General features: G+C 36.2%; 9 protein-coding genes. All 9 read left to right on the forward strand.

All coding sequences use genetic code 11. From position 1 onward, the window contains the following. Positions 1-40: 40 nt before the first annotated feature. The 9 genes from tsf to NX902_RS10030 all read left to right on the forward strand — a co-directional run bounded on the left by tsf (position 41) and on the right by NX902_RS10030 (position 13,140). Positions 41-925 carry a translation elongation factor Ts gene (gene tsf / locus NX902_RS09990; RefSeq protein WP_095329210.1) on the forward strand — a complete coding sequence of 295 codons (885 nt, stop codon included), beginning with the start codon at positions 41-43 and terminating at the stop codon, positions 923-925. A gap of 82 nt (positions 926-1,007) precedes the next feature. Next, positions 1,008-1,742 carry a UMP kinase gene (gene pyrH / locus NX902_RS09995; RefSeq protein ID WP_095329316.1) on the forward strand — a complete coding sequence of 245 codons (735 nt, stop codon included), beginning with the start codon at positions 1,008-1,010 and terminating at the stop codon, positions 1,740-1,742. Continuing rightward, entirely contained in the window at positions 1,735-2,292 is a 558-nt protein-coding gene (frr, locus tag NX902_RS10000; RefSeq protein WP_047940028.1) for a ribosome recycling factor, read from the forward strand. The genes pyrH and frr overlap by 8 nt, the downstream gene beginning before the upstream one ends. A 442-nt stretch (positions 2,293-2,734) precedes the next feature. Beyond that, positions 2,735-3,511 (forward strand): isoprenyl transferase, encoded by a 777-nt coding sequence (locus NX902_RS10005; protein ID WP_095329211.1) that lies wholly within the window; start codon positions 2,735-2,737, stop codon positions 3,509-3,511. A 17-nt stretch (positions 3,512-3,528) separates the two neighbouring features. Further along, positions 3,529-4,320: a phosphatidate cytidylyltransferase gene (locus NX902_RS10010; RefSeq protein WP_095329212.1), complete on the forward strand. Its 792-nt coding sequence runs from the start codon at positions 3,529-3,531 to the stop codon at positions 4,318-4,320. Between the two features lie 37 nt (positions 4,321-4,357). Then, entirely contained in the window at positions 4,358-5,500 is a 1,143-nt protein-coding gene (dxr, locus tag NX902_RS10015) for a 1-deoxy-D-xylulose-5-phosphate reductoisomerase (RefSeq protein WP_123259590.1), read from the forward strand. Between the two features lie 17 nt (positions 5,501-5,517). Beyond that, a complete protein-coding gene (gene rseP, locus NX902_RS10020) occupies positions 5,518-6,783 on the forward strand; it encodes an RIP metalloprotease RseP (protein WP_163185014.1) in 1,266 nt (421 codons plus the stop codon). Between the two features lie 168 nt (positions 6,784-6,951). Next, a complete protein-coding gene (locus NX902_RS10025) occupies positions 6,952-8,658 on the forward strand; it encodes a proline--tRNA ligase (protein WP_123257466.1) in 1,707 nt (568 codons plus the stop codon). Positions 8,659-8,817: 159 nt separating this feature from the next. Beyond that, on the forward strand, positions 8,818-13,140 hold the full coding sequence (locus tag NX902_RS10030) for a PolC-type DNA polymerase III (RefSeq protein WP_123259587.1): 4,323 nt from the start codon (positions 8,818-8,820) through the stop codon (positions 13,138-13,140). Positions 13,141-13,163: the final 23 nt, after the last annotated feature.

Raw genomic sequence — 13,163 nt, forward strand, 5'->3', positions numbered from 1 at the left:
ATAAAAAAATAATACATAAACCTTAAGGAGGCAAATTACTATGGCTGTTACAGCTCAAATGGTAAAAGAACTACGTGAAAAAACTGGTGCTGGAATGATGGATTGTAAAAAAGCACTTACTGAAACAAATGGTGATTTAGATAAAGCGATTGACTTCTTACGTGAAAAAGGGATTTCAAGTGCTGCAAAGAAAGCAGATCGTGTAGCAGCTGAAGGTTCAACTTTCATCGCGGTAGAAGGTAATGAAGCAGTAATTCTTGAAGTTAACTCTGAAACAGATTTCGTTGCGAAAAACGAAGGTTTCCAAACTTTGGTTAAAGAACTTGCTTCCCATCTCTTAGCTACTAAGCCTGCAAGTGTTGAAGAAGCACATACTTCTAATATTACAGAAGGAACTACTGTTGAAGCACACATCAATGCTGCAATCGCTAAAATTGGCGAAAAATTATCTTTACGTCGTTTTGAAATCAAAACAAAAACGGATAATGATGCTTTCGGTGCATACCTTCATATGGGTGGACGCATTGGTGTTCTAACTGTATTAGAAGGAACTACTGATGAATCAGCTGCTAAAGATGTTGCAATGCACATTGCTGCATTAAACCCTAAATATATTTCTCGTGACCAAGTTTCTCAAGAAGAAGTGGCACATGAGAGAGAAGTATTAACACAACAAGCACTTAACGAAGGAAAACCAGCTAACATTGTTGAAAAAATGGTTGAAGGCCGCTTAGGTAAATATTTTGAAGATGTATGTGCACTTGATCAATCATTTGTTAAAAACCCAGATCAAAAGGTTCGCCAATTCGTAGAATCTAAGGGTGCAACTTTACGTGAATTCGTTCGTTACGAAGTAGGAGAAGGAATCGAAAAACGTGAAGATAACTTTGCTGAAGAAGTTATGAACCAAGTAAACAAGAAATAATAAATGAGCGATTAATGTTTTCATAGGGGGCACCATGGTGTTCCCTATTTTTCAAGATATTACAAATAAAGCGGAGGTTTCCATGAGTAGTAATCCAAAATATAAACGTGTTGTTCTGAAATTAAGTGGCGAAGCATTAGCTGGTGAGGCTGGATTTGGTATAAATCCAAGTATCATTAAAAACGTAGCACAGCAAGTAAAGGAAGTTGCTGATCTTGGTGTGGAAGCAGCTGTAGTAGTCGGCGGTGGAAATATTTGGCGTGGTAAAATTGGGGAAGAAATGGGAATGGACCGTGCAAACGCTGATTACATGGGAATGCTCGCTACAGTAATGAATTCATTAGCCCTTCAAGATAGTTTAGAGCAAATGGGCATTGAAACACGTGTTCAATCTTCTATCGAAATGAGACAGGTAGCTGAGCCATATATTAGAAGACGTGCAATTCGACATCTTGAGAAAAAACGTGTTGTGATTTTTGCAGCGGGAACAGGAAACCCTTATTTCTCAACAGATACAACAGCTGCCTTACGAGCTGCTGAAATAGAAGCAGACGTTATACTAATGGCGAAGAATAATGTGGATGGCGTATATTCTGCAGATCCGAAAGTGGATAAAACTGCTACGAAATACGAGGAACTTACTTATTTTGATGTGATTAAAGATGGTCTTGCTGTAATGGATTCAACCGCTTCATCATTATGTATGGACAATGATATTCCGTTAATTGTATTCTCTATTACGGAAAATGGCAATATTAAGAGAGCTGTAATGGGAGAAACAATTGGAACAATAGTGAGGGGGAAAAATAATGCCTAAACAAGTTATCGCTAATACAAAGGACAGAATGGATAAAGCAATTCAAAGCTACTCGCGCGAGCTTGCAAGTATTCGTGCTGGAAGAGCAAATGCTTCCTTATTAGACCGTATTACAGTTGATTATTATGGTGCTCCAACACCGGTTAACCAACTTGCAGGTATCAGTGTACCAGAGGCTAGATTACTTGTTATTCAGCCGTACGATAAAACCGTTCTTGGAGATATTGAAAAAGCTATTCTTAAATCTGATATAGGTTTAAATCCTTCTAATGATGGTAGTGTTATCCGTCTTTCTATTCCAATGTTAACAGAAGAGCGTCGTAAGGAATTAGTGAAGAATGTGAAAAAAGAATCAGAAGAAGCAAAAATTGCTATTCGAAATATTCGCCGTGACGGCAATGATGATTTGAAAAAGTTAGAGAAAAATGGAGAAATCACAGAAGATGATCTTCGCGGCTACAATGATGACATTCAAAAATTAACAGATGAGTACATCAATAAAGTCGATGCTTTAACAAAAGAAAAAGAAAAAGAAATTTTAGAAGTATAATCTAAACGTATTTTAGTGGATATTTCTACATTTCAATTGAATAGGATGTTTACTATTCTTGAGTTAAACCCTCTACTTTATAGGGGGTTTTTTTCTTCATTTTAGCAAAAATAAGGATTGAAATATTGCTCGAAATATTATTTCTTTGCACATAAAATAGTGAAAACCAATGAGTTTTTTAATTGATAGTTGCTTAGGTTGACTATTTTCCTATAATATAGAAAGGGAACTTATTTGATTATCTTTTTGTTGGATAGGTTCATGGAAAAGAATTTAATAGAAAAGTGGATCCTTACCATTAGTAGTTTATGCAATATCGTTATCATGATGATTATCCTAATTAGTAGATAATATAAACAGATATAGATAATAGTATTTACCATATACATAATCACTGTGAATAGAGAGTTACAAAAGGGATCTATTTTGGAGGAGCTATTTTATGTTTAACAAAATAAGGTTATGGAAGAAGAAACCTGTTTCTTCTACTTTCCAAGACCGAATATCAGCACTTAAAATGCGACAAATTCCAGAGCATGTTGCAATTATCATGGATGGAAATGGAAGATGGGCGAAAAAGAGAACGTTGCCTAGAATTGCAGGCCATCATGAAGGAATGAAATGTGTAAAGCGAATTACAGCTATTGCAAATGATCTTGGAATCAAAGTGTTAACTTTATATGCGTTTTCCACAGAAAATTGGAAAAGGCCAAAATCGGAAGTTGATTACATTCTGTCCCTTCCAGAACAATTTCTTAGTACATTTTTGCCTGAATTAATTGAAAAAAATGTTCGCGTAACAGCCATTGGCTATACAGAAGGATTACCAGAATCTACTTTGAATGCCCTAAATCGAGCAGTAGAACAAACAAAGCATAATACAGGTCTTCATTTAAACTTTGCCTTAAATTATGGTTCTCGGGCCGAAATCATAGATGCTGTTAAAAATGTTGTAAAAGACAGTCAAACGGGAAAAATAGAAATAGATAACTTAACAGAAGAAGTATTTTCCTCTTATTTGATGACAGAAGATATAATCGAGCCAGATTTATTAATTCGTACAAGTGGGGAAGTAAGAATAAGCAACTTTATGCTTTGGCAAATAGCTTATTCTGAACTGTACTTTACAAATGTACTATGGCCAGATTTTAATGAACTACATTTATTCGAAGCAATAGAAGAATTTCAAAACAGACAACGCCGTTTTGGCGGAGTCTGAAGAGAGTTGGTTTAGAGATGAAGCAAAGAATCATTACAGCAATTATTGCAATAGCCGTTTTTTTACCATTTGTATTAATTGGAAAACTACCATTAGTTCTTTTTACTTTTCTATTAGTTGGAATTGGTGTATTTGAAATGTTTAGAATGAGAAAAATTTCGTTCTTTTCTATTCCAGGGTTTATTTCATTAGTTACCGTATGGATGATTGTCCTGCCGAATCATTATATAAGTTCATGGAATATGAATAAAATAGAATTGGGCTTAATTGCTGTTTTATTTTATTTAACGTATATGGTTTTTTCTAAAAATAAATTTACATTTGATGATGTTGCTTTTACTATATTAGCTGTCATCTACATTGGAACAGGATTCCATTTCTTTATTGAAATTAGAGAAACCGATTTAGCTTTTCTTATTTATTCGCTATTTATCATTTGGGCAACTGATTCTGGTGCATACTTCATCGGAAGAGCAATTGGAAAACGAAAATTATGGCCAGAAATAAGTCCAAATAAAACAGTTGAAGGATTTATTGGCGGGATAGTCAGTGCTTTAGTAGTAGGAGTTCTATTTAGTGTGTTTGGATACATAGAATGGTCTATAGGTTTTGCTTTTACTACCATCATCTTATCTATTTTTGGACAAATTGGTGATTTAACAGAATCTGCGTTAAAACGTCACTATGATGTGAAGGACTCAGGAAAGTTATTACCAGGGCATGGCGGAATTCTTGATCGGTTTGACAGTCTTATTTTTGTCTGGCCACTGCTTTATTTTATCTTTGAACGTTTTCTTCATTTAATTTAGAATAAATAGTAGAAAAATTGGGTGTAGGAGTGAGGTAGTGAAGTATATTAGTTTGCTAGGGGCGACAGGATCGATTGGAATGCAAACCTTGGATGTTATTAAAAGTCATTCAGATAGGTTTGAATTAGTTGCCTTTTCATCAGGAAAAAATATAGAATTAACAAAAAAGATCATTCAAGAATTTCGTCCGCTGCTTGTATCTGTTGCAGAAAAAAAAGATTATGAGCAATTAAAACAAATCTTCCCAGAAATCCATTTTAGCTATGGAATGGATGGATTGATAGAAGTAGCTGTTTTTGATAAAGCAGATATACTGGTAAATGCAGTAATCGGTAGTGTTGGATTACATCCAACATTACAAGCAATTGAAGCGGGAAAAGTTATAGCGATTGCGAATAAGGAGACATTGGTTACTGCTGGACATATTGTGATGGATGCAGCGGCAAAATATAATGTTCCTGTATTACCAGTTGATAGTGAGCATTCTGCTATTTTTCAATGTTTACAAGGGGAAAACCCGAAAAATATTGAGCGCCTCATTATTACTGCCTCTGGAGGAAGCTTCCGCGACCTTAGTAGAAAAGAGTTAGAGCAGGTGACAGTGGATGATGCTTTAAATCATCCAAATTGGTCAATGGGTGCAAAAATTACGATTGATTCGGCGACAATGATGAATAAGGGGTTAGAAGTAATTGAGGCACACTGGTTATTTGGACTTCCATATGAGAAAATAGATGTATTACTACATAAAGAAAGTATCATTCATTCAATGGTAGAATTCCATGATAGTAGTGTAATCGCTCAATTAGGTACTCCAGATATGCGAATACCCATTCAATATGCTCTTTCGTTTCCAGAGCGTCTTCCAGCTGCGAATGGGAAAAGATTAGATTTAGCTGCGATGGGAAAGTTGCATTTTCAGCATATGGACTTAGAGAGATTTAGATGTCTTCATTTAGCCTTTGAGGCTGGAAAAGCAGGTGGAACTTTACCAACAGTATTAAATGCAGCTAATGAAGTGGCAGTACAAAAATTTTTAAAACAAGAAATTAGCTTTCTGCAAATTGAAGATTTAATTGAAAAAGCACTAAATAGTCATCAGAATATACTAAACCCTAGTCTTGAAGTGATCCAAGAGATTGACTTAGAAACAAGAAAAAGAGTAAGCACACTTCTATAAAAAGGTGGTTAAAAATTTTGTATACAGTTATAGCTTTTATCATCATTTTTGGTGCGTTAGTTTTTTTCCACGAATTAGGGCATTTCGTATTAGCTAAACGTGCAGGCATTTTATGTCGTGAATTCGCAATTGGAATGGGACCTAAAGTTCTTTCTTTAAAAAAGGGAGAAACTGTTTATACGATTCGCCTTCTGCCAATTGGGGGTTATGTGCGGATGGCTGGAGAAGATCCTGAAATGGTTGATATAAAACCTGGTCATCGCATCGGCTTAATCCTTAATGATAAAGAAGAAGTAACGAAAATTATTATAAACAATAAAGAAAAGTATCCGAATGCTCGTGTTATTAATGTAGAGGATGCTGATTTAGAGCATAAGCTTTTTGTGAAAGGATATGTTGAGGAAGACAATGAAGATAATCTTCTCGTTTTTCCTGTGAAAAAGGATGCAGTTTTTGTTGAAAATGGAATCGAAACACAAATTGCACCATATGATCGCCAATTTGCCAGTAAGTCACTATGGCAGCGCACACTTGCTATTTTTGCAGGTCCGGCCATGAACTTTGTGTTAGCTTTTCTTATTTTTATTGTGATTGCCTTATTACAAGGAATTCCTTCAAATGAAGCAAAGCTTGGTAAGTTAACAGATGATGGAGTTGCAATTAGTGCAGGACTGCATGAAGGTGATAATGTCATTAGTATCGACGGACAATCTGTAGGTTCTTGGGAAGAAGTTGTTACCATTATTCAAAAAAGTCCTGGAGAGAACCTAGAATTTTTAATCGATCGTAATGGAAAAGAAATGACGATTGAGGTAACGCCTAAAGAATCGGAAGTAGATGGAAAAACAATTGGGTTAGTTGGTGTATACAGCCCAATGGAGAAATCACCATTAAAGTCTATCCAATTTGGTGCAACACAAACCTATAATTGGACAAAGGAAATTTTTGGTGCAGTTGGTAAACTAGTAACTGGCCAATTTTCGATTGATGCTTTAGGTGGACCTGTAGCCATTTATCAATCAACCGATACGGTTGCTCAATCAGGTGTCTATTCCTTAATGAATTGGGCGGCTGTTTTAAGTATTAACTTAGGTATTATGAATCTTCTTCCGTTACCTGCATTAGACGGTGGGCGACTATTGTTCTTTGCAATTGAAGCAGTTCGTGGTAAACCAATTGACCGGCAAAAAGAGGGCATCGTTCATTTTATTGGATTCGCCTTGCTCATGTTATTGATGATTGTCGTCACTTGGAATGATATCCAACGATTTTTTATACAGTAGGATACTTTTCATTCCCCTTATTGTAAGGGGAATGTTGTTTTGTCAGGAAAATCTTTTTTTGATAATAGGTATGAGACGGTTGACTGCAGTACAAGATACTAGACTTAAATACGTAATATATCCCGTAACAACTTAATAACAACATAAATAATAGAGGTGCAATGATAGATGAAGCAAAGTAAAATGTTAATTCCAACATTAAGAGAAGTACCAGCAGATGCAGATATTAAAAGCCATCAGCTTTTATTAAGAGCAGGCTATATTAGACAAAACGCAAGTGGTATCTATTCTTATTTACCACTAGCAAACAAAGTAATAAAGAAAATTGAACAAATTATTCGTGAAGAAATGGATGCAGCTGGTGGAGTGGAGTTATTAATGCCTGCATTGCAGCAAGCAGAATTATGGCAAGAATCCGGCAGATGGTTTACTTACGGACCTGAATTAATGCGCCTAAAAGACCGTAATAGTAGAGAATTTGCTTTAGGTGCCACACATGAAGAAGTGATAACTAGCCTAGTTCGTGATGAGGTAAAATCCTATAAGCGTTTACCATTAACGCTTTATCAAATCCAAACGAAATTCAGAGATGAGAAAAGACCCCGTTTTGGAATTTTACGCGGCAGAGAGTTTATTATGAAAGATGCCTACAGCTTCCATTCGACGCATGAAAGCTTAGGGGAGGTTTATGACTCAATTTTCCAAGCATATTGCAATATTTTTGAGCGCTGCGGCTTAAATTATCGGGCAGTTATTGCAGATAGTGGAGCAATGGGCGGAAAGGATACGCATGAATTCATGGTGTTATCTGATGTTGGAGAAGATACGATTGCGTATTCAACGGAATCTAATTATGCTGCAAATATTGAAATGGCACCTGTTATTAATTCCTATGATAAATCGGACGAGCCTGCTAAAAAATTAGAAAAAGTAGAAACAAAAGAACAAAAAACTATTGAAGAAGTTTCTTCTTTCTTAAATGTAGCAGCAGAAAAATGCATTAAATCTCTTTTATTTAAAGTTGATGAAAGGTTTGTTCTAGTATTAGTTCGCGGTGACCACGAAGTAAATGATATTAAGGTGAAGAATCTTTTAGAAGCAAATGTAGTAGAATTAGCAGATCAGGCAGATACGGAACAAGTATTAGGAAGCAAAGTTGGTTCAATAGGTCCAATTAACGTGAAAGAGGTAGAAGTAATTGCAGATCACGCTGTGAAAGCAATTGTAAATGGTGTTTGTGGGGCAAATGAAGAGCATTACCATTATGTGAATGTAAATCCAGACCGTGATTTTGCTGTCGATCAATATGCAGATATCCGTTTTATTCAAGAAGGTGACCTATCACCAGATGGAAAAGGTACGATTACTTTTGCTAAAGGAATTGAAGTAGGCCATGTCTTTAAGCTTGGTACTCGATATAGTGAAGCAATGGGCGCGACCTATTTAGATGAAAATGGCAGAAGCCAAGCACTTATTATGGGTTGCTATGGAATTGGTGTGTCAAGAACAATGGCAGCGATAGTGGAGCAATTTAATGATGACAGAGGGATTGTATGGCCAAATGCTGTAGCGCCATTTGATATTCATTTAATTACTGTAAATACAAAAGATGACACACAAAATGAGTTATCCGAAAAATTATATGCAACATTAAAGGCTAATCGTTTTGATGTATTAGTAGATGACCGTGCTGAGCGCGCAGGTGTAAAATTTGCTGATTCTGATTTAATCGGACTTCCAATTCGCATAACAGTTGGTAAAAAAGCAGCTGAAGGTATCGTAGAAGTAAAAGTCAGAAGTACAGGAGAAATGCTAGAAGTACATGAAAGTGAACTTGCTGCTACGATTCTTCGCTTAACACAAGTAGAAGGGTGAGCACAAACAGGATAAAAGAAAAAGGTTTAGCAATTGGCTAAATCTTTTTCTTTTTGTAGATTAGATTGTATGCTAAACTGCATTAAGGAAAAGAACAGTTTATTTCTGTGATATAATATTTTTTATAGAAAATAAGCAAGATTGGAAGGAGCGACATAAATGAGTGATATACAGGGGAAAGTAGATCGTTTCCAGATTTTGCTGCAACAATTGCAATTAACGGAGGATTCATATATTTCCCATTTTCGCAACGCAAGTATAGAAAAAATTGTTGTCGAAAAACGGTCCAAAAAGTGGCATTTTCATTTTTTGTTTGATGATATCATTCCATTTCAAATCTATCAATTATTTACTGCCAAGTTAAAAAGTAGTTTTTCTCATATTGCTACTATTACGTATGATATTCGAGTAAGAAATGGAATCGTTACAGATGTATTAATTCGAGACTATTGGTCTGCATGTATAGAGGAGATGCAAGGAATTTCTCCACCGCTATTAAAACTATTAAATGAACAAGTGCCGCAATTAAATGGAAATAAGCTGACAATTCAAGTTAGAAATGAAATGGAAGGCTTAGCGATTAAGCGTAAATACGCTAATTTAATAACAGACGCCTATCAATATTTTGGTTTCCCTGCAATGAGTTTAGACACAGAAATAGTTGCAGAAAAATCAAATTCAGAGTATGAACAATTCTTGCTTGCGAAGCAAAAAGAGGATGAAGAAAGAGGAAAACAAGCTTTATTAGATATCCAGAAGATGGAAGCTGAAAAAGAAGCTGGTGATTCGCCAATTCCAAGTGGTCCATTAACAATCGGCTTAACGATCAAAGATGATAGCGATTATCGTCGTATGGAAGAGATTGTCGATGAAGAAAGACGTGTTACAGTTCAAGGATATGTCTTCTTTGCAGAAACAAAAGAGCTGCGCAGTGGGCGAACGCTATTAACCTTTAAAATAACAGATTATACAAGCTCTATCCTTGTCAAAATGTTCTCTCGTGATAAAGAGGATGCAGCTCTTTTCCAATTGGTCAAAAAAGGAATGTGGCTTAGAGCACGGGGAAGCATTCAAAATGATACATTCGTTCGCGATTTAGTGATGATAGGAAATGATTTAAATGAAATTAAGCCTGTTGAGCGGAAGGATACCGCTAAAGAGGATGAAAAACGAGTTGAGCTGCATCTTCATACACCAATGAGTCAAATGGATGCTGTTTCATCTGTCGCAACTCTTGTGGGCCAAGCGAAAAAATGGGGACATAAAGCAATTGCTATCACGGATCATGCTGTTGCGCAATCATTCCCGGAAGCTTTTGGTGCTGGAAAGAAAAATGACGTTAAAATTCTTTATGGCGTCGAAATGAATCTGGTAGATGACGGTGTACCAATAGCTTATAATCCAAAGGATATCGAGTTAGAGGATGCGACCTATGTAGTATTCGACGTGGAGACAACTGGACTTTCGGCTGTATATAACACGATTATTGAACTGGCTGCAGTTAAAATTCATAATGGAGAAATTATCGATCGGTTTGAATCTTTTGCCAATCCGCATCATCGTCTTTCTGCGACAACCATTAATTTAACCGGTATTACTGATGATATGGTAGAAAGTGCACCAGAAATTGATATCGTCTTACGCAAGTTTGCAGATTGGACAGGCGATAGTATCTTAGTTGCTCATAATGCCTCCTTTGATGTTGGCTTTTTGAATGTCGGCTATCAGAAGGCAGGGCTGCCTAAATCGACAAATGCGGTCATTGATACATTGGAACTGGGGAGATTTTTATACCCAGAAATGAAAAATCATCGTTTAAATACACTCGCGAAGAAATTCGATATCGAATTAACTCAGCATCACCGCGCCATTTATGATGCTGAAGCTACTGGATATCTCGCTTTAAAAATGTTAAAAGATGCTGCTGAAAAGGGCATCACGAATCATAATCAATTAAATGATAATATGGGACAAGGAAATGCCTACCAAAGGGCACGGCCTTATCACTGTACAGTGCTCGCACAAAATGAGGTAGGTCTTAAAAATCTCTTTAAACTCGTTTCGATTGCACATATTAATTACTTCTATCGTGTTCCTCGTATTCCGAGATCAGTCTTGCAAAAATATCGAGAAGGTTTATTAGTAGGATCAGCTTGTGATAAAGGGGAAGTCTTTGAAGCAATGATGCAAAAGGCTCCAGAAGAAGTAGAAGATATTGCGCCATTTTATGATTATTTAGAAGTAATGCCAAAAGAGGTGTACGCTCATTTAATTGAAATGGAGCTAGTACAAGATGAAAAAGCATTAGAAGAAATAATCGGGAATATCGTAAAACTTGGGGATAAGTTAGATATACCAGTTGTTGCTACAGGGAATGTGCACTATCAAAATCCTAACGATAAAATCTATCGAGAAATTCTAGTTGGTTCACAAGGTGGAGCGAATCCGCTTAATCGCCATAAGCTTCCAGATGTCCATTTTCGTACAACAAATGAAATGCTGGACTGCTTCAGTTTCCTTGGAAAAGAAAAGGCAAAAGAAATAGTCGTAACAAATACTAATAAAATTGCCGATATGATTGATGTTATTAAACCAATCAAAGACGATCTTTATACACCGAAAATTGAAGGATCAGAAGAAGAGATGCGGGAAATGAGCTATGGCATGGCTAGACGTATTTATGGTGATGAGTTACCAGAAATCGTAGAAGCACGCTTAGAAAAGGAACTAAAAAGTATTATTGGTCATGGATTTGCCGTAATTTACTTGATTTCCCATAAGCTCGTGAAAAAGTCGTTAGATGACGGATACTTAGTAGGTTCGCGTGGATCCGTTGGTTCTTCCTTTGTAGCTACCATGACAGAGATAACCGAGGTTAATCCATTGCCGCCACATTATATTTGTGCGGAATGTAAATACTCGGAGTTTTTTAACGATGGTTCGGTTGGATCTGGCTTTGACTTGCCAGATAAAAATTGTCCTAACTGTGGGGCTCGCTTGAAGAAAGATGGTCACGATATTCCATTTGAAACTTTCCTAGGATTTAAAGGAGATAAGGTTCCCGATATTGATTTGAACTTTTCTGGTGAATATCAGCCAAAAGCGCATAACTATACAAAAGTGCTCTTTGGTGAAGAGTATGTGTATCGCGCAGGTACAATTGGTACAGTTGCGGATAAAACAGCATATGGCTATGTAAAGGCATATCAAAATGATAATAATTTACAAATTCGCGGTGCAGAAATTGATCGATTAGCATCTGGATGTACTGGGGTTAAACGTACAACCGGTCAGCATCCAGGGGGAATCATTGTAATCCCCGACTATATGGATGTGTACGATTTTACGCCAATTCAATTTCCGGCAGATGATCGGAATTCTGAATGGAAAACAACCCATTTTGATTTCCATTCCATCCATGATAATGTTCTAAAGCTTGATATTCTAGGGCACGATGATCCAACTGTTATTAGAATGCTTCAAGATTTAAGTGGAATTGATCCAAAGACCATTCCAACAGATGATCCTGAAGTAATGAAAATATTCAGTGGTACCGAGTCCCTTGGAGTAACACCAGAACAAATTTATTGCAAAACGGGAACATTTGGTATCCCTGAATTTGGAACAAAATTTGTTCGACAAATGTTAGAAGATACAAAGCCGACAACTTTTTCTGAATTAGTACAGATTTCTGGCTTGTCCCATGGTACAGATGTATGGTTAGGAAATGCACAAGAACTTATTCATAATAATATTTGTAACTTAAGTGAAGTAATCGGATGTCGTGATGATATTATGGTTTATTTGATATATCAAGGTCTTGATCCAAGTTTTGCTTTCAAGATTATGGAAAGCGTGCGTAAAGGAAAAGGCCTGACAGATGAAATGGAAGAGGAAATGAGAAAGAATGAAGTACCAGAATGGTATATTGATTCTTGTAAAAAAATAAAATACATGTTTCCTAAAGCCCATGCTGCTGCATATGTCTTAATGGCAGTAAGAATTGCCTATTTTAAAGTGCATCATGCCCTATTATATTATGCAGCTTATTTTACCGTTCGCGCCGATGATTTTGATATTGATGCAATGGTAAAAGGATCCCATAGTATTAAAGCAGTAATTGATGAAATTACAGCAAAAGGATTAGATGCATCAACGAAAGAGAAAAACTTATTAACGGTAATGGAGCTTGCTTTTGAAATGGTAGAAAGAGGATACACATTTAAGAAAGTGGACTTATATAAATCAAGTGCTACTGAATTTATTATTGAAGGAAACTCTCTTATCCCTCCGTTTAACAGTATTCCTGGACTTGGGACAAATGCTGCCATTAATATTGTAGAAGCAAGAAAAGATGGTGAATTCTTATCGAAAGAGGATTTACAGCAGCGTGGAAAAGTATCAAAAACAATTATGCAATATCTAGAGAATCATGGGTGCTTAGCTGATATGCCAGATCAAAACCAGCTTTCTTTATTCTAAAACTCTTTCTTAATAAGAGAAGA

This window comes from Niallia sp. FSL W8-0954 (assembly GCF_038005605.1).
GTDB classification, from domain to species: domain Bacteria; phylum Bacillota; class Bacilli; order Bacillales; family Cytobacillaceae; genus Niallia; species Niallia circulans_A.

Coding starts and splice junctions, on each gene's coding strand:
- tsf (WP_095329210.1), top strand. CDS start 41: ATGGCTGTTACAGCTCAAATGGTAAAAGAACTACGTGAAAAAACTGGT.
- pyrH (WP_095329316.1), top strand. CDS start 1,008: ATGAGTAGTAATCCAAAATATAAACGTGTTGTTCTGAAATTAAGTGGC.
- frr (WP_047940028.1), top strand. CDS start 1,735: ATGCCTAAACAAGTTATCGCTAATACAAAGGACAGAATGGATAAAGCA.
- NX902_RS10005 (WP_095329211.1), top strand. CDS start 2,735: ATGTTTAACAAAATAAGGTTATGGAAGAAGAAACCTGTTTCTTCTACT.
- NX902_RS10010 (WP_095329212.1), top strand. CDS start 3,529: ATGAAGCAAAGAATCATTACAGCAATTATTGCAATAGCCGTTTTTTTA.
- NX902_RS10025 (WP_123257466.1), top strand. CDS start 6,952: ATGAAGCAAAGTAAAATGTTAATTCCAACATTAAGAGAAGTACCAGCA.
- NX902_RS10030 (WP_123259587.1), top strand. CDS start 8,818: ATGAGTGATATACAGGGGAAAGTAGATCGTTTCCAGATTTTGCTGCAA.